This window comes from Gordonia sp. DT219, from assembly GCF_049847065.1.
Taxonomy (GTDB): domain Bacteria; phylum Actinomycetota; class Actinomycetes; order Mycobacteriales; family Mycobacteriaceae; genus Gordonia.
In genome coordinates, this window is the sequence record NZ_JBNCNR010000018.1 from 24,615 (window position 1) to 49,094 (window position 24,480).

23 protein-coding genes are annotated in these 24,480 nt (G+C 68.1%); 8 read left to right on the forward strand and 15 right to left on the reverse strand.

Going from position 1 to position 24,480, the window contains the following annotated elements:
* Positions 1–68 precede the first annotated feature (68 nt).
* From ACPXB3_RS17570 to ACPXB3_RS17590, 5 genes are all read right to left on the reverse strand, one after another.
* Positions 69–839, reverse strand: a complete 771-nt coding sequence (locus tag ACPXB3_RS17570; protein WP_425704413.1) for an ABC transporter permease — start codon at positions 837–839, stop codon at positions 69–71.
* On the reverse strand, positions 836–1,960 hold the full coding sequence (locus ACPXB3_RS17575; protein WP_425728776.1) for an ABC transporter ATP-binding protein: 1,125 nt from the start codon (positions 1,958–1,960) through the stop codon (positions 836–838). The genes ACPXB3_RS17570 and ACPXB3_RS17575 overlap by 4 nt, the downstream gene beginning before the upstream one ends.
* An 81-nt stretch (positions 1,961–2,041) precedes the next feature.
* A complete protein-coding gene (locus ACPXB3_RS17580; RefSeq protein WP_425728778.1) occupies positions 2,042–2,806 on the reverse strand; it encodes a thiazole synthase in 765 nt (254 codons plus the stop codon).
* A complete protein-coding gene (gene thiS, locus ACPXB3_RS17585; protein WP_425704416.1) occupies positions 2,799–2,999 on the reverse strand; it encodes a sulfur carrier protein ThiS in 201 nt (66 codons plus the stop codon). Before thiS ends, ACPXB3_RS17580 begins: the two co-directional genes overlap by 8 nt.
* A complete protein-coding gene (locus ACPXB3_RS17590; RefSeq protein WP_425728780.1) occupies positions 2,996–4,123 on the reverse strand; it encodes an FAD-dependent oxidoreductase in 1,128 nt (375 codons plus the stop codon). Before ACPXB3_RS17590 ends, thiS begins: the two co-directional genes overlap by 4 nt.
* A 189-nt stretch (positions 4,124–4,312) precedes the next feature.
* Between ACPXB3_RS17590 and thiE the strand changes: the two genes are divergently transcribed.
* Together thiE and ACPXB3_RS17600 are read left to right on the forward strand one after the other, a co-directional pair.
* Positions 4,313–5,026 (forward strand): thiamine phosphate synthase, encoded by a 714-nt coding sequence (gene thiE, locus ACPXB3_RS17595; RefSeq protein WP_425704418.1) that lies wholly within the window; start codon positions 4,313–4,315, stop codon positions 5,024–5,026.
* A gap of 286 nt (positions 5,027–5,312) precedes the next feature.
* Complete coding sequence (locus ACPXB3_RS17600) at positions 5,313–5,681, forward strand: hypothetical protein (RefSeq protein ID WP_425728782.1); 369 nt, start codon at positions 5,313–5,315, stop codon at positions 5,679–5,681.
* A 20-nt stretch (positions 5,682–5,701) separates the two neighbouring features.
* Here ACPXB3_RS17600 and ACPXB3_RS17605 read toward each other — a convergent pair whose 3' ends face one another.
* Entirely contained in the window at positions 5,702–6,184 is a 483-nt protein-coding gene (locus ACPXB3_RS17605) for an NUDIX hydrolase (RefSeq protein ID WP_425728784.1), read from the reverse strand.
* 305 nt (positions 6,185–6,489) lie between these two features.
* Here ACPXB3_RS17605 and ACPXB3_RS17610 point away from each other — a divergent pair, with 305 nt between their 5' ends.
* From ACPXB3_RS17610 to ACPXB3_RS17620, 3 genes are all read left to right on the forward strand, one after another.
* Positions 6,490–7,935 carry a hypothetical protein gene (locus ACPXB3_RS17610; RefSeq protein ID WP_425704461.1) on the forward strand — a complete coding sequence of 482 codons (1,446 nt, stop codon included), beginning with the start codon at positions 6,490–6,492 and terminating at the stop codon, positions 7,933–7,935.
* Between the two features lie 71 nt (positions 7,936–8,006).
* The gene (locus ACPXB3_RS17615) at positions 8,007–8,969 is read left to right on the forward strand and encodes a glutamate ABC transporter substrate-binding protein (RefSeq protein ID WP_425704462.1); all 963 of its coding nucleotides are present in this window, start codon (positions 8,007–8,009) and stop codon (positions 8,967–8,969) included.
* Between the two features lie 6 nt (positions 8,970–8,975).
* Positions 8,976–11,510: a tetratricopeptide repeat protein gene (locus tag ACPXB3_RS17620; RefSeq protein ID WP_425728786.1), complete on the forward strand. Its 2,535-nt coding sequence runs from the start codon at positions 8,976–8,978 to the stop codon at positions 11,508–11,510.
* Between the two features lie 13 nt (positions 11,511–11,523).
* On the opposite strand, the gene ACPXB3_RS17625 is transcribed toward ACPXB3_RS17620, so the two are convergent.
* Genes ACPXB3_RS17625 through ACPXB3_RS17635 form a run of 3 tightly spaced genes read right to left on the reverse strand, consistent with a single transcriptional unit; the run spans position 11,524 to position 15,487 of the window.
* Positions 11,524–12,756, reverse strand: a complete 1,233-nt coding sequence (locus ACPXB3_RS17625; RefSeq protein WP_425728788.1) for an acetate kinase — start codon at positions 12,754–12,756, stop codon at positions 11,524–11,526.
* On the reverse strand, positions 12,753–14,867 hold the full coding sequence (gene pta, locus ACPXB3_RS17630; protein WP_425728790.1) for a phosphate acetyltransferase: 2,115 nt from the start codon (positions 14,865–14,867) through the stop codon (positions 12,753–12,755). The genes ACPXB3_RS17625 and pta overlap by 4 nt, the downstream gene beginning before the upstream one ends.
* A gap of 29 nt (positions 14,868–14,896) precedes the next feature.
* Positions 14,897–15,487, reverse strand: a complete 591-nt coding sequence (locus ACPXB3_RS17635) for a TetR/AcrR family transcriptional regulator (RefSeq protein WP_425704423.1) — start codon at positions 15,485–15,487, stop codon at positions 14,897–14,899.
* Between the two features lie 116 nt (positions 15,488–15,603).
* Here ACPXB3_RS17635 and ACPXB3_RS17640 point away from each other — a divergent pair, with 116 nt between their 5' ends.
* Positions 15,604–16,131 carry a GNAT family N-acetyltransferase gene (locus ACPXB3_RS17640; protein ID WP_425728816.1) on the forward strand — a complete coding sequence of 176 codons (528 nt, stop codon included), beginning with the start codon at positions 15,604–15,606 and terminating at the stop codon, positions 16,129–16,131.
* Here ACPXB3_RS17640 and ACPXB3_RS17645 read toward each other — a convergent pair.
* The gene (locus ACPXB3_RS17645) at positions 16,069–17,076 is read right to left on the reverse strand and encodes a DMT family transporter (protein ID WP_425704424.1); all 1,008 of its coding nucleotides are present in this window, start codon (positions 17,074–17,076) and stop codon (positions 16,069–16,071) included. The two genes, ACPXB3_RS17640 and ACPXB3_RS17645, sit on opposite strands and share 63 nt — an antisense overlap.
* Before the next feature lie 74 nt (positions 17,077–17,150).
* Between ACPXB3_RS17645 and ACPXB3_RS17650 the strand changes: the two genes are divergently transcribed.
* Positions 17,151–18,080 (forward strand): LysR family transcriptional regulator, encoded by a 930-nt coding sequence (locus tag ACPXB3_RS17650; protein WP_425728792.1) that lies wholly within the window; start codon positions 17,151–17,153, stop codon positions 18,078–18,080.
* A 100-nt stretch (positions 18,081–18,180) separates the two neighbouring features.
* On the opposite strand, the gene ACPXB3_RS17655 is transcribed toward ACPXB3_RS17650, so the two are convergent.
* Positions 18,181–19,452 (reverse strand): DUF222 domain-containing protein, encoded by a 1,272-nt coding sequence (locus tag ACPXB3_RS17655; RefSeq protein ID WP_425728794.1) that lies wholly within the window; start codon positions 19,450–19,452, stop codon positions 18,181–18,183.
* A 191-nt stretch (positions 19,453–19,643) separates the two neighbouring features.
* Positions 19,644–20,666: a glucose-6-phosphate dehydrogenase (coenzyme-F420) gene (fgd, locus tag ACPXB3_RS17660; RefSeq protein ID WP_425728796.1), complete on the reverse strand. Its 1,023-nt coding sequence runs from the start codon at positions 20,664–20,666 to the stop codon at positions 19,644–19,646.
* A 209-nt stretch (positions 20,667–20,875) separates the two neighbouring features.
* Here fgd and ACPXB3_RS17665 point away from each other — a divergent pair, with 209 nt between their 5' ends.
* The gene (locus tag ACPXB3_RS17665; RefSeq protein ID WP_425728798.1) at positions 20,876–22,801 is read left to right on the forward strand and encodes an ABC transporter ATP-binding protein; all 1,926 of its coding nucleotides are present in this window, start codon (positions 20,876–20,878) and stop codon (positions 22,799–22,801) included.
* A gap of 6 nt (positions 22,802–22,807) precedes the next feature.
* On the opposite strand, the gene ACPXB3_RS17670 is transcribed toward ACPXB3_RS17665, so the two are convergent.
* The 3 genes from ACPXB3_RS17670 to ACPXB3_RS17680 are packed head-to-tail and all read right to left on the reverse strand — an operon-like array spanning position 22,808 to position 24,458.
* Positions 22,808–23,053, reverse strand: coding sequence for a hypothetical protein (locus ACPXB3_RS17670; RefSeq protein ID WP_425728800.1), 246 nt, complete (start codon positions 23,051–23,053; stop codon positions 22,808–22,810).
* Between the two features lie 39 nt (positions 23,054–23,092).
* Entirely contained in the window at positions 23,093–23,443 is a 351-nt protein-coding gene (locus tag ACPXB3_RS17675) for a YidH family protein (protein WP_425704430.1), read from the reverse strand.
* A 40-nt stretch (positions 23,444–23,483) separates the two neighbouring features.
* The gene (locus ACPXB3_RS17680; protein WP_425728802.1) at positions 23,484–24,458 is read right to left on the reverse strand and encodes an alpha/beta hydrolase; all 975 of its coding nucleotides are present in this window, start codon (positions 24,456–24,458) and stop codon (positions 23,484–23,486) included.
* Positions 24,459–24,480 lie beyond the last annotated feature (22 nt).

Here is a 24,480-nt window from a genome sequence, read left to right on the forward strand (position 1 = left end):
CTTTTATCAGCTAAAACGCAGCCTTGTCTTCAGCCGATCAGGTAGTGACCCGCCACTGCGCCCGGGTGTCAGGCGTCGCGCTGATTGGCCGCCCATACCCCCGCGGCGAAGATGACCACCGCCCACACCGCGAAGTAGACCAGTGAGACACCGGAATTCCAGTGGAAGTCGTCGTCGGCCGTGCCACCGGTCAAGAAACGCGTGCCGTTGGCGAAGGGCAGGAGGGGTCCGATCCAGTCACGCACCTTGGGCACCGACCCGAGGATCGTCTCGATGACGAGCATCCACACCAGCACGAGCGAGATCGCACCGGCGGTCTGCCGCACCAGCGCGCCCACGCCGAGCGACAGCAGGACGCACAGCGCCGCGTAGACGGGGATGCCCCAGATCTGCCGGATCACCGCCCCGTCACCGAATCCGAATCCGCCGATACCGGCGACGAGAATCCCGAGGCAGACGACGGTGAGTACCAGCATGGTGACCAGGGTCAGACCGACGTATACCCCGGCCTTGGCCAGGAGTGCCGACGTCCGCTTGGGGGCGGCGAGGAACGTCGCGCGGATCGTCGAGAATCGGTACTCACTGGTGATGCCGAGGACGGCCATGATCATCAGCACGATGACGGCGAACTGGTCGAGACCGATCAGCACGAAGCTCAGAGAGGTGCCGTCCACCCCGGCCGACGGCGGCGCGCCTTGCGATGCGTCGTTGACGTTGCCGGCCAACCCGGCGAACAGCGACGTGATCCCGATACTGAGGATCACCACCAGCCCCATGCACCAGTAGGGCGAGCGGATCGAGGTGAGCTTGATCTGTTCGGCACGCAACAGGTCGATCATCGGGCTCCCCCACCCTGCGGGTACTCGCCCGGCGGTGGATATCGGCCCGGCGGTGGACCTTGCTGCGGGACGGCCCACTGGCCTGGCGGTGGGAACTGGCCCGGCGGCGGGGACTGGCCCGGCGGCGGGTACTGGCCCGGCGGTGGGAACTGGCCCGGCGGTGGGAACTGGCCCGGCGGCAGCACACCCGGCGCCCCACCCGGCCCCTCGGCACCGGCGTGATACTCGACGGCGTGGGCGGTCATCGCCATGAATGCTTCCTCCAACGATGCGGTCTGGGCGACGAGCTCATGCACGGTGACGCCGGCCGCCGCGGCGATGTCGCCGACCCGGTCGGTGGTGACGTCGTCGAGGGCGAACAGGGTGCGGCCCTGGGTGTCGTGCTCGACACGCGCCGACAATCCCGCCGAGCCGAGCGCAGTATGCAGTTGTTCGGGTTGCGGGGTACGCACCCGCACGATGGTCTTGGCGGCCGCGGTGAATTCCGACACCGAGTTGTCGGCGATCAGCCGGCCCTGCCCGATCACCACCAGCCGGTCGGCTGTCAGCGACATCTCGGTCAACAGGTGACTCGACACCAAAACCGTACGGCCCTCGGCGGCAAGGGACTTCATGAAGTTGCGGATCCAGACGATGCCCTCGGGGTCGAGCCCGTTGACGGGCTCGTCGAAGAGCAGCGTGTGCGGATCGCCGAGCAGGGCACCGGCCAGGCCCAGGCGCTGCGACATACCCAGCGAAAAGCCACCCGCGCGTTTGCGGGCCACCTGCGTCAGACCCACCGTCTCGAGGACCGCATCGGCCCGGGAGGCGGGAATACCGTTGCTGGCGGCCAGCCATCGCAGATGCGAGCGGGCGCTGCGATTGGGATGTACCCATTTGGCATCGAGCAGCGCGCCGACATGCCGCAACGGATGGTCGAGTTCACGATAGGGCCTGCCGTCGATGGTGGCCCGGCCCGACGTCGGCCGGTCCAGACCCAGCATCATCCGCATGGTGGTGGACTTCCCGGCGCCGTTGGGCCCGAGGAAGCCGGTGACGAGTCCGGGGCGGACCTCGAAGGTGAGGTTGTCGACGGCACGAACGTTGCCGAAGTCCTTCGTGAGGTTCTCGACGCTCAACATGCCGACGAGACTACACAGCGATGGTCAGACAGCGGCACACACACGGGGCGACCACGCAAGGGCGACGTCAAATGCAGGCGATCAGATGACCGGCGAGGACGCGAGGGCCCACCGGCGCTGGGGAATCCGGCCCGCCGTGGCGGCCAGCCGGCCCGCGGTGACCGCATGACGCATCGCCGTCGCCATCCGTTCCGGATCTTCGGCCCGCGTCACCGCCGACGCGAGAAGCACTGCATCACAACCGAGTTCCATCGCCAGTGCGGCATCGCTGGCCGTACCGATCCCGGCGTCGAGGACCACGGGGACCGTCGCCGCGGCGACGATCATCTCGATGTTGTGCGGATTGCGGATACCGAGCCCCGTCCCGATCGGCGACCCGAGCGGCATCACCGCGGCCACCCCGAGATCCTCGAGGCGGGCCGCGAGTACCGGGTCGTCGTTGGTGTAGGCGAGCACGGTGAATCCGTCGTCGACCAATTGCCGTGCACCGTCGAGGAGTTCGACCGGATCGGGCAACAACGTCCGGTCGTCGGCCACCACCTCCAGCTTCACCCAGGAGGTATCCAATGCCTCCCGCGCGAGCTGTGCGGTCAGCACCGCCTCGGCCGCGGTGCGGCTGCCCGCGGTGTTCGGCAACGGTTGGATCTTCAGTCGCCGCAACACATCCAGTACGCCGGTCGTGCTCCCGGCACTCACTCGGCGCATCGCCACCGTCGTCAGCTCCGTACCGGAGGCGACCAGCGCTCGGGACAAGACGTCGAGGGAGCTCGCCCCGCCGGTACCCATGACGAGCCGCGACGACAGCTCCCGGTCGGCGATCCGCAGCGTGTCGGGGATGCTAACCACCTTGCACCGCCGTCACGACCTCCACCGCGGTCCCGTCGGCCAGGGCGACGCTGCCCCAACGGCTGCGCGGCACCACCGCGCCGTCGACGGCCACCGCGATCCCCTGGTCGGGTAAACCCATGGAGGTCAGCAGATCTCGCACCGACCCGCCCGGGTCGAGGGCGGCCTCCGCGCCGTTCACCGTGATCGTCATATCGCACTCCTCTCCGCGCCTGCTCCGAGGGGCATCTCCGCACCGAGAATGCGGGTGACCACGTCGGAGGTGTACGGCGCCAACACGATTCCGTTCCGTCCATGTCCGGCGGCGACGCTCACGCGGTCGTCGATGCGTTCGATGATGGGCAGTCCGTCGGGTGAGCACGGCCGGAATCCGGCACCCGCCTCGACCAGCGTGTAGTCGCGCGCCCCCGGGAAGACCTCGATCGCATCGGCGAGCAGATCGGCCACCCCACCCGCCTGCGGTGCCGCGTCGCCCTGCCGCCACTGTTCCGCATCGCCCTCGTATTGGGTTGCGCCGACGACGATTCCGTCGTGCCTCGGCACCACGTACACCATTCGGCCGTCGACCCGGGCCCGGATCACGTGGCGCGGCGGCGGCACCGTCCACCGGTCCGCCCGCAGGCGCAGCACCTCGCCTTTGGCGAGATGGATCGGCGCCGACGGCCACAGCTGCCCGACCCCGGCCCCCGCGGCGATCAGGATCTGGTCGGCGTCGTCGAGTTCGGCGAGGTCCTCGACCCGGCGCGAGACGATCTCCCCACCGGCCGCGGTGAACGCCGCGGCCAGCGCGGTCAGCAGACGCCGATTGTCCACGGCGCCTTCACCTGTCGCGAGATAGCCGCCGCGCACACGAGCGCCGACGGCATGCTCGCGCGCACGTATGCCTGCGGCGTCGACCCGGCTCAGCCGGTCGGCGGCGTATGGCCGGGCCGACCACACGTAGTCGGCGAGCTGGGTCAGATAGGCCATGTCGGCGGCGCCGGTCGCCACGAACAGCGAGTCGGTCGCCGTCATGATCTGCGGGTCGCCCAACCGCTCGACGAGGGCGGGCCAGCCACGCACGGACTGTTCGGAGATCGCCAGCAACGCGTCCTCGCCGGGATGTCCCTCGCCGAGCGAGCCGAGCATCCCGCCGGCCACCCACGCGGCCCGCCACTGCCGGCCGGCGTCGAGGACACGGACATGCCAGCCGGCGTCGGCGGCGGCGAGGGCGCAGGTCAGACCGATGACGCCACCGCCGATGACGGCCAGTGTCCGGCCGGTGCCCGCGGCGCGCGACGTGGTCGCGCCGGTGCCCTGCTCTTCGGTGCCCTGCATGCTTGCGCATCCTTCCTTCGCCGGCATGATCCGGATCAGGTGTGACGGTCAGCGGGGGCGTCCCGCACTCTCAGCCCGGCGTACCCCGGACTCCCGTGTCGTGTCTTCCAGACTAACGCAGGCGATGGACCCGGTGCCGGTGCCCATCGCTTCCGCCGACGGGCACCGGCCATGGCTAGGGTGTGAGACATGCCCGGAGAGAACCTGATTGCGCGCGACGCCGCCGCGGCCGACCACCCGCTGCGATCGCGTCTGGCCGCGGCCCGGCTCTATCTGTGCACCGATGCGCGCCGGGAACGCGGCGACCTGATCGAGTTCGTCGACGCCGCTCTCGCCGGCGGTGTGGACATCGTCCAATTGCGCGACAAGGGTTCCCGCGGCGAGCAGGCGTTCGGCGTGTTGGAGGCGGGCGAGGAACTGGAGATCCTGGCGGCACTGCGCGGCGTCGTCGATGCCCACGGTGCACTGCTGTCGGTCAACGATCGCGCCGACATCGCACTGCTCGCCGGTGCCGACGTCCTGCATCTCGGCCAGGGCGATCTGCGTCCCGCCGACGCCCGGCGCATCGTCGGCGCCGACACGATCATCGGACTGTCCAGCCACGATGCGGCGCAGGCCCGCGGCGCGATCGGCGACGACGCCGTCGACTACTTCTGCGTCGGCCCCTGCTGGCCCACGCCCACCAAACCCGGACGCGCCGCCCCGGGCCTGGATCTCGTCCGGGAGGTGGCCGCGACCGCGACGGACAAGCCGTGGTTCGCGATCGGCGGCATCGACGCGGCGCGGTTACCCGCTGTCGTCGACGCCGGTGCCGCGCGGCTCGTCGTCGTGCGTGCCATCACCGCCGCCGCCGATCCGGCCACCGCGGCAGCCGGCCTCCGCGCGGGTCTGGCGTTCGGCTGACCGCCGGGCAAATACTGTTTGCCGACCCGTCGCCACGGCGTTACAGTGGCCCGATCATGTGCATTCGAATCGCGCTCGTACTCACCCCGTAGCGGGGTCCGATCTGACCGACCCCCCGCTGCGGGGTCGTCGCGCATTCTCGCCGGTCACCGATTCGACCGAAATGCTGACCACGATGCACACACTTTTCTATCTGCCCGGCACCGACTCGACCCACCCGAGCACGCAACCGTCCGGTTCGATTGCCGACCGGCTCCCCCGAGCGATTCACGCGGAGGTGGACGGCATGACCTGGGACGAGTTCACCGACGTCTACGGCGCAACCGGCACCATCCGGCTCGGTTCGCTGTCGATCACACCCGCGCCCGCCGACATGATCGAATGCCGGGCGACCATGGCCTGCGCCGACCGCATCATGTCGTTGTCCGCGCGGGCCACCGGTCCGGTGGGTGCGATGACCTCGATCCTGCACGACATGGGTGCTCGCGTCGGGATCGTCACGCTTCGTCAGCGCCGGACCGACGAGGGTTTCGCGACCTTCTTGCTGTGTGAAGGCGACGATCGGCAGTGCTGGGCCTACGGTGCCGGCGCCTCCGGCGACGAAGCCAACATCAACGCACTGATCGCGGGGGCGAACCGCCTGTTGCCCCGGTAGACGGTCGGTTCGGTCGGCGGTCAGTTCAACAGGTCGAGCGCGGCGATGCGGTCGCGTAGTTCCGGCCACGCCGCACCGAACCCGGGGTGCAGCGGCAACGCGTCGACGTCGGACGCGTCGACCCAGCGCAGTTCCGCCGACTCGCCGTTGGCCACGGTGGCGACGGGGTTGTCGATGTCGGCGATGACGGTCGTATAGGTCCAGCCGCTCACGGCGCGATGGGTGATCAGTGCGGCGGTGACGTGCACCGGCGCCGGATCGAGCCCCGCCTCCTCGTGCGCTTCGCGCAACGCGGTGTCGACGGCTCCCTCGTGGGAGTCCCGCGCGCCGCCCGGGATTCCCCAGGTTCCGCCCTGATGCGACCACGCGGCCCGGTGCTGCAGCAGGATCAGCGTGTGACCGTCGGGCCGCAGCGTCCGCAGCAACAGACCGGCCGCCCCGTGCACACCCCAATACCGCGAACCATCGGCGTCGATGACCCAGCCGTCCCCGTCTCCTCGCACCGTGCCTCCTGTTACCCGACCTGCGGATCCGACTTCTGCTCACCGTCTGCTGCCTCCACCGTATGTGACCGGGCCCACCGGAACCAGGTTCCGCGCACGCGGGATCGAGATCTCCCCCGGGCGGGAAACGCCCCGGCGACGTGAGGCCTTCGTCACCGCGGCGCGGCTAGGGTTGAAACAGACCGGCACCGCAGGAGCGATACACCGAACACGGGTCATTTTCGGGCATGTCGCCCCCGCCGGGCGGGGATGTCGGCGAACCACAACGACGACGAATGACCGATCAGCGAAGAAGGGATCGTGTGGTGACCGGCGAGGCATCTCCCATGCGGACGGTGCTGACCCGTGCAGGCCGCACCATCCGCCCGGGCTCGTCGTCGCCACCCTTGCGGCAGGCGCTGGCCGACCGGCGCGAGTCGACGTCGTCGGGCCGGACGCGCGCCCAGTCACCGCTGACCACCATGCGCCACTACGCGCGCACCACCCCCGGCAAACTCGTCCTGATCGCGGTGGTGCTCGCGCTCGCGATCCTCGGCACCGGCTGGTACGGCTCGAACGTCCTCGAGAACCGCACCAATTCCCTCAAGAGCATGATCGACCGGGGCGAACCGCTCGCCGAGGCATCGCAGGTCCTCTACAGTTCGCTGTCGATTGCCGACGCCTCCGCGAACTCCGCTTTCATCTCCGGTGGCCTGGAGTCCCCGGATCTACGAACCCGCTACTCGAATGCCCTGGCCACCGCGTCGGCCTCGTTGATGCGCGCCGCCGGGAGTTCGGGCGCACCCGGCGAGGACGACGACGCCGACACCCGCGCGGTCAACGCCGACCTCAAGACATTGGCGACCACCATCCCCGTCTACAGCGGGCTCATCGAGACCGCGCGCACCAACAATCGGCTCGGCAACCCGGTGGGCAGCGCCTATCTCGGCCAGGCGTCGGCACTGATGCACGACCAGATCCTGCCCGCCGCGCAACGACTCTACGAACGCCGCTCCAAGGCCATCGCCGACCCGCAACACACCCTGACCGTCCCGCCCTATGGCGTCTACGCCGGCTTGCTCATCCTGGCCCTGGCCCTCATCGCGGTGTCCCGTTACCTGAGGCGACGCACCCGCCGCCGCTTCAACATCGGGGTGCTCGCTGCCCTCACCGCGATCGTCGGCGGACTGATCTGGCTGTTGGTATCGGGGCTGACGTCGGTGGCCGCGACCAATTCGGCCAAGTCCGATGGTGCCGACCCGCTGCGGCAGCTGACCGAGGCCCGCATCCTCACCCAGCAGGCCCGCTCGGCGGAGACGCTCTCGCTCATCCGGCGCACCGATCAGAGCGACTTCGATCAGACCTTTGCCACCGCCACGTCCGGCATCAGCGCGCTGCTCACCGATCTGGGTGGACGGACCAGCTCCACTGGTGGTGCGTTGACGCCGGCGCAGGTGCAGTCGGTGACCTCGGCGCTCGATCAGTGGCAGAAATCCGACCAGCAGGCGCGGGCGGCGATCGAGCGCGGCGACTTCCGGCAGGCCCGCATGCTGACGATCGGCACGACGCCCGAGAGCACCGCAGGTAGCTACGCGGCCGTCGACTCCGCGCTGACCGACGCCATCACCACCACCCGCACGTCATTCCGCGACGACATCAACACCGCGCAGCGCCTGATCGGCTACACCGGTACCGGCATTCTCGTGTTGACGATCTTCGCGGCCGTAGCGCTGGTCATCGGCCTGATTCCCCGTGTCCGCGAGTACCGATGACGCACACACCGATCCCCTTCACCCGTCGCCGGCCGCCCGCGCGCGCCCGCCGCAAGACTTCGGGCGCGACGATGATCCTCGGCGCCGTACTCGCCGTGGTCGCGTTGCTCACCTCCGGTTGCGTCACCTTCGCCGCGCCGCAGTCGCCTCCCCCGACGGCACCCGCGGTCACCCCGACCCCGCCGGGCGCGGCGACCGAGGTGAGCACCGAGCCCGCGCCCACCTCCTGTGACGCCACCGCCGCCCTGCGTCCGCCCGATCCCATGCCCGAGCCGGCGCAGATGCCGCCGGGCAGCACCATGGCGGCGATCGCCGCACGCGGACGGCTCATCGTCGGCACCGACATCGGCTCGAGCCCGTTCAGCTTCCGGGACCCGCTCAGCGGCGACCTCCAGGGCTTCGACGTCGACCTCGCACGGGAGGTCTCCCGAGCGATCTTCGGCGACCCCAACCGGATCGAATTCCGGGTGCTCAGTTCTTCCGACCGGATCGACGCCTTGCGCAGCGGCTCCGTCGACCTCGTCGTCAAGACGATGTCGATCACGTGCGACCGCGCACAGTCGGTCAGCTTTTCTTCCCCGTATTACGTTGCATCCCAACGCATTCTCGTTCTACGGAATTCCGGCATCACCGACGTCTCCGGTCTCGCGGACAAACGTGTGTGCTCGGCTCGTGGCACCACCTCGATCGGCCGAATGCAAGCCGAACAACCGCGTGCCAAGATGATCACGACAGTCACCTGGGCCGATTGTCTGGTGATGTTGCAGCAGGGGCAGGTCGATGCGATCACCACCGACGACGCGATCCTGGCCGGCCTGGCCCAGCAGGACCCATGGGTTCAGATGGTCGGTCCCGGACTCGGAACGGAGGATTACGGCATCGGGCTCCCGAAAGGACACGACGACATGGTCCGATTCGTCGATGGCGTACTCGCCGCGACCGAGGCCGACGGGCGATGGAACGAGATCTACGCCCGCTGGTTGGGCGACATCGGGCCCGGTTACGGTCCACCACAAGTGTTCTACCGGGACTGACCGACGATGACAGGGAACGACGAACGCACCGGCGCCCCGCCACGGGTCGCCGCCGACGACGCACCGGACGCCACGTGTGAACCCGAGGTCGGCGCCCAACGCGCGGATCTCGGGCAGCTCGAGGAGCCCGACGACCGGACCCAGCGCACCGACCCGGGTGATCTCGACATCGGCACGCAGCGTGCGGATCTGTCCGACCTCGAGATCGCCGATACCGGGGCGACGGCCTCGGGCCGAGGTTCGGCCACCCCACCGATGACCGGCTCCACCGACCCGGTTCTCCGCCCGCGCCCACGCATCCCGGGCGACACGTTGCCGGCGGCGGGCCACGCACGACGATTCGTTCCCAAAGCCCCACCGCAAGTGCATGATCGGCGACTCGGTACCGGACTCGTCGAATTGCCGAAGATCGTCGACATCGAGCCCGCCGACGCGGTGCTGGACTCCCCGGTGATCCCCGAGGGCAAGCGGTTCTGCTGGCGGTGCGGCCGGCCGGTCGGGCGCAAGGGGGGTGCCGGCGCCGGGGACCTCACCGGCACCTGTCCGCATTGCGGTGCCCGCTACTCCTTCATCCCGGGGCTGGCACCCGGCACGCTGGTGGCCGGCCAGTACGAGATCGCGGGCGCCATCGCGCACGGCGGCCTGGGCTGGATCTACCTGGCCATCGACCGTAACGTCTCCGATCGCCCCGTGGTCCTCAAGGGGCTGCTGAACTCATCCGATTCCGAGGCCCAGCAGATCGCCATGGCCGAACGGCAGTTCCTGGCGTCGGTGAACCACCCCGGGATCGTGAAGATCTACAACTTCGTCGAGTACGCCGCCGACGACGACCAACGCTTCGGCTACATCGTCATGGAGTACATCGGCGGGCAGACGCTCAAGGAGATCACCGCTGCCGCATCCGATTCCGACGGCGGAGCTGCTCTGCTGCCGATCGAGCAGGCCATGGCCTACATCCTCGAGGTGCTTCCGGCCATCGGCTATCTGCACTCGGTGGGCCTGGTCTACAACGACGTGAAGCCCGAGAACGTGATGGTGTCCAGCGACGAGGTCAAACTCATCGATCTCGGTGCGGTGTCGGCGATCAACGGCTACGGACACCTCTACGGCACCCCGGGATTCCAGGCTCCGGAGATCGTGCAGACCGGACCGCAGGTGGTGACCGACATCTACAGCATCGGCCGCACCCTGGCTGTGCTGACGCTGGACATGCCGATGGAGCAGGGCCGATATCTCGACGAGTTGCCCGATCCGGAGACCACCCCCGTGCTGGCGGCGAATCCGTCGTATTATCTGCTGCTGCAACGTGCCACGGCCACCGACCCGGCCGAACGCTTCGGCTCGGCCGAGGAGATGACCACCCAGTTGCTCAACGTGCTGCGCGAGACCGTCGCCGTGCACACCGGTGTGCCGCGGCCCTCGCTGTCGACGGTGTTCACCCCCCAGCGATCCACGTACGGCACCGATCTCATCCTGGCCCCGGTGGACGGGTTCTTCGACCCGGACCTCGCGGCCTTCTACAATCCGGTCGACATCGCGCACGCCTTGCCGGTGCCGCTGGTCAACCCTGCCGATCCGGCTGCCGGACTGCTGAACTCGGCGGCGCTCTCCGATCCGCGGCAAACCCTCGACTCGATCAATGCCGCACGCGCGGAGCGCTTCTCGTCGTTGTTGGGCCGCCCGTCGAACAACGCTCATCCGTCGCTCGAGATCGATCTGGCGCAGGCGCGCGCCCATCTGGAGCTCGGCGACGTCGACACCGCACTCGCCGTTCTCCGCGATGTGTCCGTGCAGCACGGTGATTCGTGGCGAGTGGACTGGTATCTGGGCATCTGCGGCCTGATGAACGGCGAGCCGGAGCTCGCGCATCAGCGTTTCACCGAAGTGCTGCAGACGATGCCGGGCGAACTCGCACCGAAGCTCGCGACGGCCGGAACCGCCGAGATCATCGGCCGGTGGCTCTCGGATGAGAAGTATTCGAACGAGGACGGCTCCACGACGCCGCCGGCGCGGCGCATCGCCGAGATGTACGACGTCGCCGACCGGCTCTACCGCGATCTGTGGTTGACCGATCACAGCATCGTGACCGCCGCGTTCGGGCTCGCCCGCCTGGCCGTGGCGCGCGGTGACTTCGACGCCGCCATCGAACCCCTCGACGAGGTACCGCCCACCAGCCGGCACTACAACACCGCGCGCACCACCGCGGTGCTCGCCCTCGTCCACGGGCGTGCGCCGGAACTGGTGGAGAAGCGTCAGATCGTCGAGGCCGCACGGCGTCTGGATGTCATGCCCGAGAGCGAGCCACGCAAGGCCCGGCTGCAACTCATCGTGCTCGGCACCGCACTCGGATGGATCATGGCGCACCCCGAGCAGGCCGGCGACCCGGCCACGCTCCTCGGCGTCCCCTTCACCGAACGCGGCCTGCGCAAGGGCACCGAAAATTCCCTGCGCGCCCTCGCGCGTCAGATGCGCTACAACCGCGACCACCGCTTTCTGCTGGTGGATCTGGCCAACTATGTGCGTCCGGACAGTCTTTTCTGAGAGTCGCGCCGACTCAGGTTCCCGAACCGGATTCCGGTTCTGATCGAGCGACCACCTCGACGGCCTGGCGGGCGATTGCCAGCTCCTCGTTGGTGGGTACGACGAGCACCCTCACCGTACTGTCGTCTGTGGAGATCTGCCGGGCATCCTTGCGGTGCACCGCATTCCGCTCCGGGTCGATGGCGATTCCGTAGTTCTCGAGCCCGGCGAGGGCATCCGCGCGCACGCCGGCAGCGTTCTCGCCGACGCCCGCGGTGAAGGTGATCGCATCCACCCGGCCCAGATCGATCATGTACGCACCGATATAGCGGCGCAGGCGATGGATGTAGACGTCGTAGGCGAGACGCGCCGACGTGTCGCCTCGCCCGATGCGCTCGGTGACCGAACGAAAGTCGTTGTCGCCGCAAAGTCCCTTGAGGCCCGAGTTCTTGTTGAGCAGGGTGTCGATCTGCTCGGCGCCGAGTTTGGCGACCCGGTGCAGATGCAAGACGACGCCGGGATCGATGTCGCCGCTGCGAGTTCCCATGACGAGCCCCTCGAGCGGGGTCATGCCCATGCTGGTGTCGATCGGCTCGCCGCCGGAGATCGCCGACGCCGATGCCCCGTTGCCGAGGTGCAGCACGATCTGGTTGACCGTCGCCGGATCCTGGCCCAGGATCGGCGGAACCTGCTCGGAGACATATTGATGGCTCGTCCCGTGGAACCCGTACCGGCGGATGGCATGGAGCTTCGCCACGCCCCGATCGATGGCGTAGGTGGCGGCGGCATCAGGCAGCCCGTGGAAGAAGGCGGTGTCGAACACCGCCACCGAGGGCACCCTGGGCAGCAACTCGCGCGCCGCCTCGATACCGGTCAGGTTCGCCGGATTATGCAGCGGCGCAAGTGAAGAGATCCGCTTGATCTCACTGATCACATGATCGTCGATGAGGGTCGGCCAGTAGAACGTCCGGCCACCGTGGACCACTCGATGACCCACCGCCGACAGGCCGGCATGCGCCAGATCGATGCCACCCGAGGTGAACAACTCCATCATCCGCCGGATCGCGGCGGTATGGTCGGGCAATTCGAGGGTCTCGGTGGACTCATCGCCGCCCTGGGAGTGGGTGATCGAGCCATCGTGATCACCGATCCGCTCGGCGACACCGTCGGCGATCACCTCCGCGCTCTCGGGATGCACCAGCTGATATTTCAGCGAGGACGAGCCCGCGTTCAGTACCAGTACCGCTCCGTCGACCGATTCACTCATTCTTCTCGCCGCCCTCGTGCCGCCAAGTTCTGTGCCTGTATCGCGGTGATCGCCACCGTATTCACTATGTCGTCGACGAGCGCACCCCGGGACAGATCGTTGATCGGACGCCGAATGCCTTGCAGCACCGGCCCGATCGCGACCGCACCGGCACTGCGCTGCACCGCCTTGTAGGTGTTGTTGCCGGTGTTGAGGTCGGGGAAGATCAGTACGGTCGCCTTTCCGGCCACCGGCGAGTCGGGCATCTTCGTCGCCGCCACCGACGGCTCCACCGCGGCGTCGTACTGGATGGGGCCCTCCACCAACAGGTGTGGTGAACGCTCACGTACCAGCTCGGTCGCGATGCGCACCTTGTCGACGTCGGCGCCGGTCCCCGAACTGCCCGTGGAGTAGGAGAGCATCGCCACCCGCGGCTCGATTCCGAAACCGGCCGCCGTGGTCGCCGACGAGATCGCGATGTCGGCGAGTTGCTCGGCGGTGGGGTCGGGCACGATCGCGCAGTCACCGTACGCAAGGACCTTGTCGGCCAGGCACATGAAGAACACGCTCGAGACCGTCGACACCCCCGGGGTCGTCTTGATCACCTCGAAGGCCGGCCGGATGGTGTGCGCGGTGGTGTGCGCGGCCCCCGACACCATGCCGTCGGCGCGGCCGGTGTAGACGAGCATCGTCCCGAAGTACGACACATCGCCGATCCGCTCGCGGGCCTGCTCGACGTCGACGCCCTTGTGCTTGCGCAGTTCCGCATAGATCTGCGCGAACTCCTCGGTGAGCGCCGACGTCGCCGGATCGATGATCTCCACGCCGTCGAGATCGACCCCCAGTTCGTGCGCGCGGCTCGACACCGCGGCCTCATCACCGAGAATGATCAGCGACACCACATTTCGGCGCAGCAGCCGTCCGGCGGCACGCAGGATTCGGTCGTCGTTGCCCTCGGGCAGGACGATGCATCGGCGGTCCGCGCGGGCGCGGGCGATCAGGCCGTACTCGAACATCTGCGGCGTCATCACCTCGGTGGTGGGCACCTTCAGCAGGTTCATCATCGCGTCGGGATCGATGTAGCGCTCCATCAGTCCCAGCGCGGCCTCGATCTTGCGCACCGACCCGACCGCCACCCGGCCGCGGGTGTTCGCCGCGATCCGAGCGGTGTCGTAGGTGCCCTGATCGCACATGATGATCGGCAGCGGCGACCGCAACCCGGAGACGAGGGCGTCGACCATCGGATGGGGGCGCAACCCACCGTTGAGGATGATGCCCGACAGGCGCGGAAAGCCGTGGGCGGCATCCGCGTTGACGAGTGCCAGCAAGACGTCGGAGCGGTCGGCGGGCGCGATGACGACGGTGCCCTCGGAAAGCCGCTCCAGGATGTGTTCGACGGTCATGCCGCCGACCATGACCTTGAGCGCCTCCCGCTCCAGCAACTCCGGGTCGCCACTGCAGAGGGTCGCGTGCAGCGCCTCCTGCAGCTCGGCCATCGTCGGCGCGAACAGCACCGGCTCCTCGGGCAGGCACCAGGTCGGTACCGAGAGCGTGGCCAGTTCGGCCTGCACCGCCGACATCTGTTCGGGGTCACAGCGATTGGCGATGACCGCGGCCGTCGTCGCGTGAATCGAGGCGATATCGGCGAGCAGGTGCTCCGCGGTCTCCCGCACTTCCACCGGGCTGCGCCCAGAGGCATTGAGCGCCAGAATGATCGGCGCCGACAGATTCGCGGCCACACGTGCGTTGTACGCCAGTTCCGACGGGTTGCCGACGTCGGTGTAGTCCGATCCGACGATCACCACCGCATCGCATCGCGACTCCACCGCATGGAACCGGGCCACGATCTCGGCGATCGCTCCGTCGGGTGCGGCATGGACCTGGTCGTAGGTGACCCCGATGCAGTCGTCGTAGGAGACCTCGGCGGATGCGTGCTCGATCAGCATCTCCAGGACGTAATCGCGCTCCCCGGCTCCGGTGCGTGAGATCGGGCGGAACACCCCGACCCGGCCACCCGTCGCCGCGAGCAACGCCAACACACCGAGCGCCACCGTCGACTTACCGGTGTTTCCCTCGGCCGAGGCGATGTAGATCTTCGTCGCCACCGCCGGGGTGTTCGTCTCTGAACCCATGGTCGTAACCCTAGCGACTGGGCCGGGCCTCAGTCGGCCGGCCGATCCACCGATCGCGGCGCAGCCGACGAGTCGTCCACGATCGCGCGCACGACCAGCTCGGCGATCTGCTCATCGCTCAGTGAACTTCCCGGGACCAGCATCATCGAATAGATGACGCGGACCAGGAATTCGGCGCCGCCGCGCGCGTCGGGCAGCAGGTGTTCACCGATCTCCGGTTCGAGGTCGGGCAGGGTCTCGTCGACGATCCGCGACACCAACGAGGGCCCGTCGGCGTCCTCGGTGCTGATCAGTGCCCGGACGATCTCCTCGGGCTCCTCGCGCAGCACATACTGCAGTGCCTCGTGCCCCCGGATGTAGGGCAGTACGTTCCGTATCTGCGCGCGGATTCGGCCCGCGGCATCCGGCTCCGCCGCCGACCATTCGCGCAGCTTCACCCGCAGATCGGCGACCTCGCGTTCGACCATGGCGGCGACGAGGGCGTCGCGCCCGCCGAACATGCGGTAGGCCGTCGCACGCGCCACCCCGGCATGCCGTGCCACCGACGTCAGACTCAGCGCCTTCGCGCCGAAGCGCGACACCAGTCCGACCCCCACCTCCACCATCCGATCGCGGTCCACGCCGAAACGTTATCGGACCGGCGTGGTCGGTGGTGGAGCATGTGCCAGACCACCTCGCCCGCATCTGGCCGGCATCGGCGACAATCGAGACCACGCCGACGATCAAGGGGGCCACCATGCACATCCGGGACGCCGGGATCGACGACGTCGACGGCATCACCGCGATCTATAACCACGCCGTCGAACACACCACCGCGATCTGGAACGACCGACTCGTCGACGCCGCCGACCGTCGCCGCTGGCTGACCCAGCGGCAGGCCGGCCGATTCCCGGTGCTCGTCGCCGTCGAGCCCGAACACGCTGGGCCGCAACAGGTCCTGGGGTACGTGACCTACGGTCCGTACCGTCCACACGACGGCTACCGGCACACCGTCGAGCACTCGGTCTACGTCCGCGATGATCAGCAGGGACGCGGCGTCGGCAGCGAGCTGATGGCCGCGCTGATCGCCCGCGCCCGTGAGAGCGGCGTCCACGTCCTGGTGGCGGGTATCGACGCCGCCAATACCGGTTCGATCCGGCTGCACGAGCGGTTCGGGTTCTCGCGCGTCGGGTTGCTCACCGAGGTGGGCACCAAATTCGGGTCATGGCTCGATCTCGCATTCCTTCAACTCACCCTCGACGAGCGCGGTCCCGCCGACCGGTGATCGGGTTGTGCCGGGCAGCTTGATCAGTCCGCGCGAGAGGGCGACGCCGAGCAGACACGCCACCCCGCCGACGATCCGCAGCGGTGCCGGCACTTCCGCCAACAGCAACCACGACGCGATGATGACGAGCGCCGGGACGACCAGCGTGGTCGCGGCCATCGCGCCGGCGTCGGTGCGCGACAGGGCGTAGGCCCAGGTGGTGAAGGCGATCGCGGTCGGTCCGATGCCCAGGAACACCATCCAGCCGACGTCGGCGGCCGACGCGGCGGCGATCTCGCCGATCGCGGCGGGCACGAAGGGCAGCGTGACGACGAGTCCGGCCACCGCTCCCCAGAACGTGGCGGTCAGTGCGTCGACGCCGGCCAGCGCGACCTTCTGCAGCAGCACCCCGGTGGCGTAGAGGACCGCCGCGAGCAGCCCCAGACCGATCCCGAGCCAGTCTGCGTGCGCGCCCCCGCCACCGAACGTGATGAGTACGACGCCGCCGAAGGCGATCGCGATCCCGACCACGAGCTGCGTCGAAAAGCCTTCGCCGAGAAAGAGTCCCGCGAAGATGGCGACCAGGATCGGCGCGAAGTTGACCAGCAGCGACGCGGTTCCGGCGTCGATGTGGCGTTCGGCCCAGTTCAGCACGATCGTGTAGACACCGAACCACGCCACGCCGTAGGCGATCACCAAGAGCAGCGCACGTCCACGCGGCGGGCGGAACGGCGAGCGGGCGCGCTCCCCGGCCGGCACCCGGCGGGCTCGCAGCACCGACACTCCGGCGATCACGCAGAGGGCGACGACCGCGACGGCCAGTCGCCCTGCCGCGAGAACGCCCGGGCTGAAGGCGTGCCCGGCCGATCGGATGCCGATGAACGACAGCGCCCAGAGCACGACCGTGGTGAGCGCGGCCAGCGCCGGAAGATCGGGGGTGCGCGAACCGAGGGTCATGGGGTCCATCGTCGGTCACCCGAGACTTCAGCACAATTTCATATTTGTAACCCATCCATCAGTATCACTGTATGGTCGTGGCCATGATCGATGCCCATCGTCTCCGGATCTTCCGGGCCGTCGTCGCCGAAGGCTCGATCGGCGGTGCCGCGGCCGCGCTCGGCTACACGCCGTCGGCCGTCAGCCAGCACATCGCCGGGTTACAGCGCGAGACCGGGCTTGCCCTGGTGGAGCGTTCGGGGCGCGGGATCGTGCCCACGGACGCGGGCACCACCCTGGCCGCGGAGTCCGCGACCGTGTTCGACGGACTCTCCCGTCTCGACGGTCTCGTCGCCGACCTGCGGCACGGGCGTGCGGGCACGCTTCGCGTCGCGTACTTCGCCTCGGCCGGCGCTGCGTGGATGCCGGAGATCATCGCGGCGCTCGGCCGGGAATTCCCCGATGTCCGACTCGATCTGCGGCTGATCGAGCTCGCCGAGTCCGATGCGACACCGCCCGACGTGGAGATCTACGTCGAGAGCCCGGAGACCATGGGCGACCGGCACGGCAGCCTCACACCGCAGCCCGGATTCGACGCCGTGCCACTGGTCACCGAGGAGTACGTGGTGGTCGTCGACGAGGCGTCGCCGTTTGCCGCACGGTCCGAGGTGACGTTGCGTGAGCTCGCCGACGGCGCATGGATCGACAACGACGTGGCACGCGGACCCTGCCGCGAAGGACTGCTGAGAGCTTGCACCGCAGCAGGTTTCACGCCCGACTTTCGCGTCGAGACCCACGACTACGGCACCGCGATGCGCTTCGTCGCCGCCGGGGTCGGCCTCACCGTGGTTCCGGCGCTCGCCGTCGTCGAGCTACCTGCCGGTGTGCGCGCCATCGCGATCGCCGAGCCCACGCCACGCCGGGCGATCGCGGTGCGACGCCACCATCGCGCCGCACACAATCCGGTGGCCGACCGGGTCGTCGAACTGCTGTATCAGCAGGTTCGGCGAACCCACGGCGCGGCCGCCCTATGAAGTTCTCAACGAACAGACGCGGTCCCGGCAAGCCGGGTGCGGGGTCGGGAAGTCGTTGTGGGTATACCTGTTTCAGGTGGCTGGTGTCAGACGGTCAGCTTCAGGCAGCGTCGTCGAGGTGCAGGGTGCGCCGGTTGTAGGCAGGTAACGGTCGTCGCTTCGGGTCGACACCCGCGGGCGGGACCAACCATGGGTGCCGATCGAACCCCATCACGACATCCCAGCCGAGGTCATGGACGTCGTGGTGGCAGCTGGTGCACAGGAGGCACCCGTTGTCGAGGTCCGTGGCCCCGCCGTCAGCCCAATGCCGCAAATGGTGGGCTTGCGTCCGCGATGCCGGCGCACCACACTTTATGCAGCATTCGTCCCTGATCAGCAACGCTTTTCGTTGTGCCGGAGTGAACAGGCGCTTCTCGCGTCCGACGTTCAGCGGCACCTGCTCGCCGTCGACGATCACCACGGTGACCCCGGCATCACACCTCAGTGTTTTCGCGGTCGCAGGCGTGACCGATCCCATGAACTCGAGCGCGGAAAGTTTCGGGGCATCAGCAGGAATCGTCAGCAGCACACCGCCGGTGGGTTTACACGACACGGTCTCGTCGGCGAGGCCCTTCTCGGCGAGCTCCAGGATGGTTTCGAGAGCGTCGGCGCGCTTACGATCGGCAGATCGCGGATCCAGTGATCCGTCGGGCTGCGGCTTTGGCGCGGACAAACTCTCGACGAGACTGTGGAGTTTCTCCCCGGCAACCGCATCGAGGTTGGCACGCACATCGAGGCGTCCGTCGCTGGTCTTGTGGTAGCCGAGTTCGTTGACGGTCTTGTCTTCGGCAGCCGGTGTGCCGCCGGTGTCGTCGGCCAGCAGATTGCCGAGTTGGCGTGCGTGCTTACCGATTTCGGCGGGACTCATCCCCGACAGCGCCTGCGACACCAACGCGCGGGTGTGATCGCGACGCTCTTCGGGGGTGACAGGTTCGCCGGCGCGGGAGTCGATATGGGTGAGTCCGAGAACAATGGCGTCGGCGTGGTCGAGGGATATCGCACCATCCACGGTGTGGATACGCAGACCGTCGATATCCGTGGCGGTTCCGACGCGAACAAGTCGGCCAGCAACGGCCGGGGCCAATCCCATGGTGATCAACAGTTGTCGCACGGAACGGCCTTGGGGAGCGGTCATTTTGAGGCGATCGAACTCGCCGGTCACCCTCGCCGCAAGGTGGTCGACCTTGTTGCGCAAGATGATCAGTTGCTGCATCGCCGCGAACGCCTCCCGCGAACCGATGTCCGCGCGGAACGTACGGTTGTCGAGCGCTGCGATGAGACCCGCGAACAACTCAGCCGAAAGCTCCGCGGAATGTGTGGTGGCGTCGATCATGGATTCCCCCCTGGATGATCTTGCGATGACTCCAGAGTACACACATCCACGGACAACGGCACGCAGAAGTCGCACCACCTGTGTACCGAATACTGCTTGTGGACAACCTGTTTCGGTGCCGCGGCCACTACGGCTTTCTGTCGGTGGCGTGTGCTAACGCACGCGCCACCCATCACCGGGACCGATCCGAGCTACTCCGCCACGGTCAGTTTGCGCAGCCGCGGGGCGAGGTCCTTCTCGAAGTTGGAGAGGAAGCGGTCCTGATCGTGGCCGGGTGCGTGAAAGACCAGGTGGTTGAGTCCGGCGTCGGTGTAGAACTTGATCTTCTCGACCGCCTCGTCGGGGTCGGAGGCCACGATCCAGCGCTTGGCGACCTGCTCGATGGGGATCTCGTCGGCGAGGCGTTCCATCTCGGTCGACGAGTTGACGCTGTTCTTCTGGTCGGCGGTCAGCGACAGCGGTGCCCAGAAACGCGTGTTCTCCAGCGCCAGTTGCGGATCCGGATCGTAGGAGATCTTGATCTCGATCATCCGGTCGATCTTCGCGAAGTCCCGCTCGGCTTTCTGCGCACCCTCCTTGACTGCGGGGATCAGCTTCTCGGTGTAGAGCTCCGCACCCTTGCCGGAGGTGCAGATGAAGCCGTCGCCGGCGCGTCCGGCATAGCGCGCGACCACCGGCCCACCCGCGGCCACATACACCGGAATGGATCGTTCGGGAACGTCATACATGTACGCCCCCTTGGTGTGGTAGTACTCGCCGTCGAAGTTGACCTCCTCGCCGGTCCACAGTTCGCGCATCAACGCGATGGACTCGCGCAGCCGCGCGAACCGCTCCTTGAACTCCGGCCACTCCCCCTGGAAGCCGGTCGCGTACTCGTTGAGCGCCTCACCGGTGCCGACGCCGAGCATGATCCGTCCGGGGTACATGCAGCCCATCGACGCGAAGGCCTGCGCGATGACCGCCGGGTTGTAGCGGAACGTCGGGGTGAGGACCGACGTGCCGATCTGGACGCGCTTGGTGCGCTCGCCGACCGCGGCCATCCACGCCAGCGAGAACGGCGCATGTCCGCCGTTGTGCCGCCACGGCTGGAAGTGATCGCTCACCGCGACCGAATCGAGGCCGTGTTCCTCGGCCGCCACTGCGATCTCCACCAGCTCGCGGGGATCGAACTGCTCGGCCGATGCCTTGTATCCGAGTTTGAGTTGCTGTGCCATGGCTTCACCTCACTGCCGGACGCACCGGCGGACGACGGACCGAATGATCGCTCTGGTGTCCAACCTACTCAGGTGCGCTTGGGGATGGTCGGCAAGGTTCGCAGGCATAGACGTTGCCGAATGGTTCACCTGGCGGCACATCCGTCAACCGCTCGGTGCGATCGCCACGATTGGACCTCAAGTTCACTTGAGGTTCTATGCTGGCCGCCATGAGTATGCAGTCCGTCGCCTGGGACATGATGTACAAGTCCTCGTCGGCGCCATCCAACAAGCAACTGCGCGGCGATCGGCGCAGCACATTGCGTCGCATCATGACCTTCGCCCGACCACACCGGCTGCGCATCGTGGTGTTCCTGGCGCTGTCGGTGTGCACCGCGGTGCTGACCGTCGTGACGCCGGTCCTGGCCGGCCGGGTGGTGAACCTGATCAGCGGGCACGGCTCGGGCGGCACCATCGTCGGCCTCGCGGTGCTGATCGCGGTGATCGCCGTGGCCGAGGCGGCCGCGGGCATCGGCACCCGCTGGCTGTCGGCGAACATCGGTGAGGGCCTGATCCTGGATCTGCGCCGCGCGGTCTTCGACCACGTGCAGCGGATGCCGGTGGCGTTCTTCACCCGGACCCGCACCGGGGCACTGGTGAGCCGACTCAACAACGACGTCATCGGCGCGCAGCGCGCGTTCAGCGACACCCTCTCGGGCGTGGTGTCCAACGTGGTGACGCTGATTCTGACGCTGGGCGTGATGATCGCGATCAGCTGGCAGATCACCGTGCTGGCACTGATCCTGTTGCCGGTCTTCGTCATTCCCGCGCGGCGCCTGGGCCGGCGGATGGCCGCGCTGTCGCGCGAGGCGGCCGAACACAACGCCCGGATGTCGACGCAGATGACCGAACGGTTCTCCGCGCCAGGCGCGACGCTGATCAAGCTCTTCGGGCGGCCCGAGCAGGAGTCGACGGAGTTCGCCGAGCGCGCAGATCGAGTGCGCGACATCGGGGTTCGCCGCGCCATGCTGCAGGCGGTGTTCATGACGGCCCTGACGCTCGTGTCGGCGCTGGCGCTGGCGCTGGTGTACGGGCTCGGTGGGTGGCTCGCGGTGCATCAGCATCTGTCCGCGGGCGCCGTCGTCGCCCTGGCGCTGTTGCTGACCCGGATGTACGCGCCGCTGACCGCCCTGGCGAATGCGCGCGTCGAGATCATGAGTGCCCTGGTCAGTTTCGAGCGGGTCTTCGAGGTGCTCGACCTCGAACCGCTCATCGTCGACAAGCCCGACGCCGTTCCGGTACCCCATCCCGAACGCGGGGTATCGGTCCGGTTCGACGACGTCTCGTTCGCCTACCCGGCCGCCGACAAGGTGTCGTTGGCCTCACTGGAAGAGGTTGCGCACCTGGACAACCGGGGCGGAAAGACCGTGCTGCACGACATCGATCTCGACGTCCCGGCCGGCGGGATGGTCGCCCTCGTCGGCAGTTCCGGTGCCGGCAAGTCGACCATCGCGTCGCTGGCGACCCGCCTCTATGACGTCGACTCGGGTGCCATCCGCCTCAACGGCGTCGATCTGCGCGATCTCACGGCGACGACCGTCCACCGCACCGTCGGCCTGGTCACCCAGGACGGCCACCTGTTCCACGACACGGTTCGCGCCAATCTCGTTCTGGCCCAGCCGGAGGCGTCTGATGAGGAGATCTGGGAGGCGCTGCGACGGGCCCGCCTCGACGATCTCGTCGCATCGTTGCCGGAAGGTCTCGACACGGTGGTCGGCGAACGCGGCTACCGGCTTTCCGGCGGTGAGCGTCAACGGTTGACGATCGCGCGGCTGTTGCTTGCCAAGCCGTCGGTGGTGATCCTCGACGAGGCCACCGCCCATCTGGACTCGACGTCGGAGGCCGCGGTCGCCGAGGCACTCGGCGAGGCATTGACCGGGCGCACGTCGATCGTCATCGCGCACCGGCTCTCGACGATCCGTGCCGCCGACCAGATCGCCGTCGTCGAAGACGGACGCATCGTCGAACGGGGCGATCACCCAACGCTTCTCGCGAAGGGCGGACGGTACGCGCAGCTCTACCGCACCCAGTTCGCCGACGACGATGATCGGGTGGCGGGCGGGGACCAGACGCAGTGCTGCCCGGCGGGGGCGTAACCGGGGCTACTCGTCGTCGGCGTCGTCGTGTGACGCCGGCGGCGGCGTAAGCCGCGCTTTGCGGTAGGTCATGATCAGCATGACGATGTTGACCACGATCAGCACGATGCCCAGCGTCACCCACAGCCACCGGCCGTCCTGCCACCACATGTAGGTGAGGAAGCCGACGCAGACCATCACGATGATCGCCCCGATGGTCACCATGGCGCGCGAGAAGCCCTGCGCGGCGCTCTGGAAGTGATGATCGGTCATCGGACGCCGACCCTCCTGATCCTGGGTTGTTCGGGCTGCTCAGTTCTGGATGACGATCGCCACCGCGATGGCCACCGCCACCACCACTATGGCAGTGACGACCACCAACACCTGCGACGACCCCGGCATCGCGCCGCCCGTACGCAGCGCCTTGTCGGTCTGACGCCACCGCCACGTGCCGAGGATCACGATCACACACCCGAGCGCCACCATCAGCAGTCCGAGGACCGTCTCGAAGTCGTGATCAGAGACGTCGGGCGCCACATAGACGATGGCGACCCCGCCGGCCAGGAAACCCAGCGCAGTCCGGATCCAGGCGAGCAGCGTCCGCTCGGCGGCAAGGGTGAACCGCGCGTCGGGTGCACCGGGTGGCGGCGCGGGCGATCTCACGCCGTCGGGACCGTAGACGTCGCCTCCGGCGTCCCGTCCCTCATCCGGCCCGCTTGTTCTCTCGGTCGTCAGCGTTCTTGGCCTCTCTGATCACGCGGCCGGTGAATTCGGCCGATGCCTCAATGGCCTCCAGTGTCTCCCGGTGACGGAAATCGAAGACCGGGAACGCGTGAATCTGCCACGAATAGCTGTGGACCTGCGCGGTCACCCCGACTTCGTCGAGGCCCTCCACCAGCGCGACGGCGTCCGGCTCGAGCAGTTCGTTCTCCGCGGTGAACAAGAGGGTCGGCGGGAAGTCGTGCAGGTCGAGGTCACCGATGCGACGCACGCCGGTGAAGGCCACCGGCCCACCGAAGAAGTGCGGGGCGAGCCGGATCATCGCCGACCGCGGGATGTAGGCGTCGCAGCGGCTGCTGCGGTCCGGATTGTCACCCAGCTCGAGGTCGAGCAGCGGCGAGAACCCGATCACCGCGGCCGGGGCCGGCAGCGACTGCGCGGCCGCACCCTCGACGACCTTGGCGGCGAGGAAGCCGCCCGCGGAATCCCCGGCGACGATCACGCGGCGATACCCGCGCTCGGTGAGCAACTCCCGGTAGGCCGCCATCGCGTCGGCCACCGAGGCACCCACCCCGGCGGCGGGCAACTGACGGTAGACCAGGGAGAACACCGGCAGTTCGCATGCCCGCGACAGCCGCGCCGCGATCGACCGGTGGGTGCCGAGGCCGCCCACCACGAACGCCCCACCGTGCAGGTAGAGGATCGCCGTGTCGGCGTCGCGTCGTGACGGGCCCGTCGGCACGACCACCTCGGCCGGGCGATCGCCGAGTTCGGCCTGCTCACGCACCACTCCGTGCGGCTTCTTTCCGACGGCGAACATGCGGTCGATGAGGAACAGACCCGCCATACCCGGCCGGTTCAGCGGCCACAGCGTGAGCAGCGGCTTCAGAAACAGCCGGCTACCGATCCAGATCGGATAGGACAGCCGGCTGGGCGTGCGGTGTGCAACGATCGGCATGACAAAACCTCCTGCTGCCGGT

What these genes read in the sequence shown, in the direction of transcription:
- ACPXB3_RS17570 (WP_425704413.1), bottom strand. Translation starts at nt 839, where the DNA reads ATGATCGACCTGTTGCGTGCCGAACAGATCAAGCTCACCTCGATCCGC.
- ACPXB3_RS17575 (WP_425728776.1), bottom strand. Translation starts at nt 1,960, where the DNA reads ATGTTGAGCGTCGAGAACCTCACGAAGGACTTCGGCAACGTTCGTGCC.
- thiS (WP_425704416.1), bottom strand. Translation starts at nt 2,999, where the DNA reads ATGACGATCACGGTGAACGGCGCGGAGGCCGCCCTCGACCCGGGCGGG.
- ACPXB3_RS17590 (WP_425728780.1), bottom strand. Translation starts at nt 4,123, where the DNA reads ATGCAGGGCACCGAAGAGCAGGGCACCGGCGCGACCACGTCGCGCGCC.
- thiE (WP_425704418.1), top strand. Translation starts at nt 4,313, where the DNA reads ATGCCCGGAGAGAACCTGATTGCGCGCGACGCCGCCGCGGCCGACCAC.
- ACPXB3_RS17600 (WP_425728782.1), top strand. Translation starts at nt 5,313, where the DNA reads ATGACCTGGGACGAGTTCACCGACGTCTACGGCGCAACCGGCACCATC.
- ACPXB3_RS17615 (WP_425704462.1), top strand. Translation starts at nt 8,007, where the DNA reads ATGATCCTCGGCGCCGTACTCGCCGTGGTCGCGTTGCTCACCTCCGGT.
- ACPXB3_RS17620 (WP_425728786.1), top strand. Translation starts at nt 8,976, where the DNA reads ATGACAGGGAACGACGAACGCACCGGCGCCCCGCCACGGGTCGCCGCC.
- ACPXB3_RS17625 (WP_425728788.1), bottom strand. Translation starts at nt 12,756, where the DNA reads ATGAGTGAATCGGTCGACGGAGCGGTACTGGTACTGAACGCGGGCTCG.
- pta (WP_425728790.1), bottom strand. Translation starts at nt 14,867, where the DNA reads ATGGGTTCAGAGACGAACACCCCGGCGGTGGCGACGAAGATCTACATC.
- ACPXB3_RS17640 (WP_425728816.1), top strand. Translation starts at nt 15,604, where the DNA reads ATGCACATCCGGGACGCCGGGATCGACGACGTCGACGGCATCACCGCG.
- ACPXB3_RS17645 (WP_425704424.1), bottom strand. Translation starts at nt 17,076, where the DNA reads ATGGACCCCATGACCCTCGGTTCGCGCACCCCCGATCTTCCGGCGCTG.
- ACPXB3_RS17650 (WP_425728792.1), top strand. Translation starts at nt 17,151, where the DNA reads ATGATCGATGCCCATCGTCTCCGGATCTTCCGGGCCGTCGTCGCCGAA.
- ACPXB3_RS17655 (WP_425728794.1), bottom strand. Translation starts at nt 19,452, where the DNA reads ATGATCGACGCCACCACACATTCCGCGGAGCTTTCGGCTGAGTTGTTC.
- fgd (WP_425728796.1), bottom strand. Translation starts at nt 20,666, where the DNA reads ATGGCACAGCAACTCAAACTCGGATACAAGGCATCGGCCGAGCAGTTC.
- ACPXB3_RS17665 (WP_425728798.1), top strand. Translation starts at nt 20,876, where the DNA reads ATGAGTATGCAGTCCGTCGCCTGGGACATGATGTACAAGTCCTCGTCG.
- ACPXB3_RS17670 (WP_425728800.1), bottom strand. Translation starts at nt 23,053, where the DNA reads ATGACCGATCATCACTTCCAGAGCGCCGCGCAGGGCTTCTCGCGCGCC.
- ACPXB3_RS17680 (WP_425728802.1), bottom strand. Translation starts at nt 24,458, where the DNA reads ATGCCGATCGTTGCACACCGCACGCCCAGCCGGCTGTCCTATCCGATC.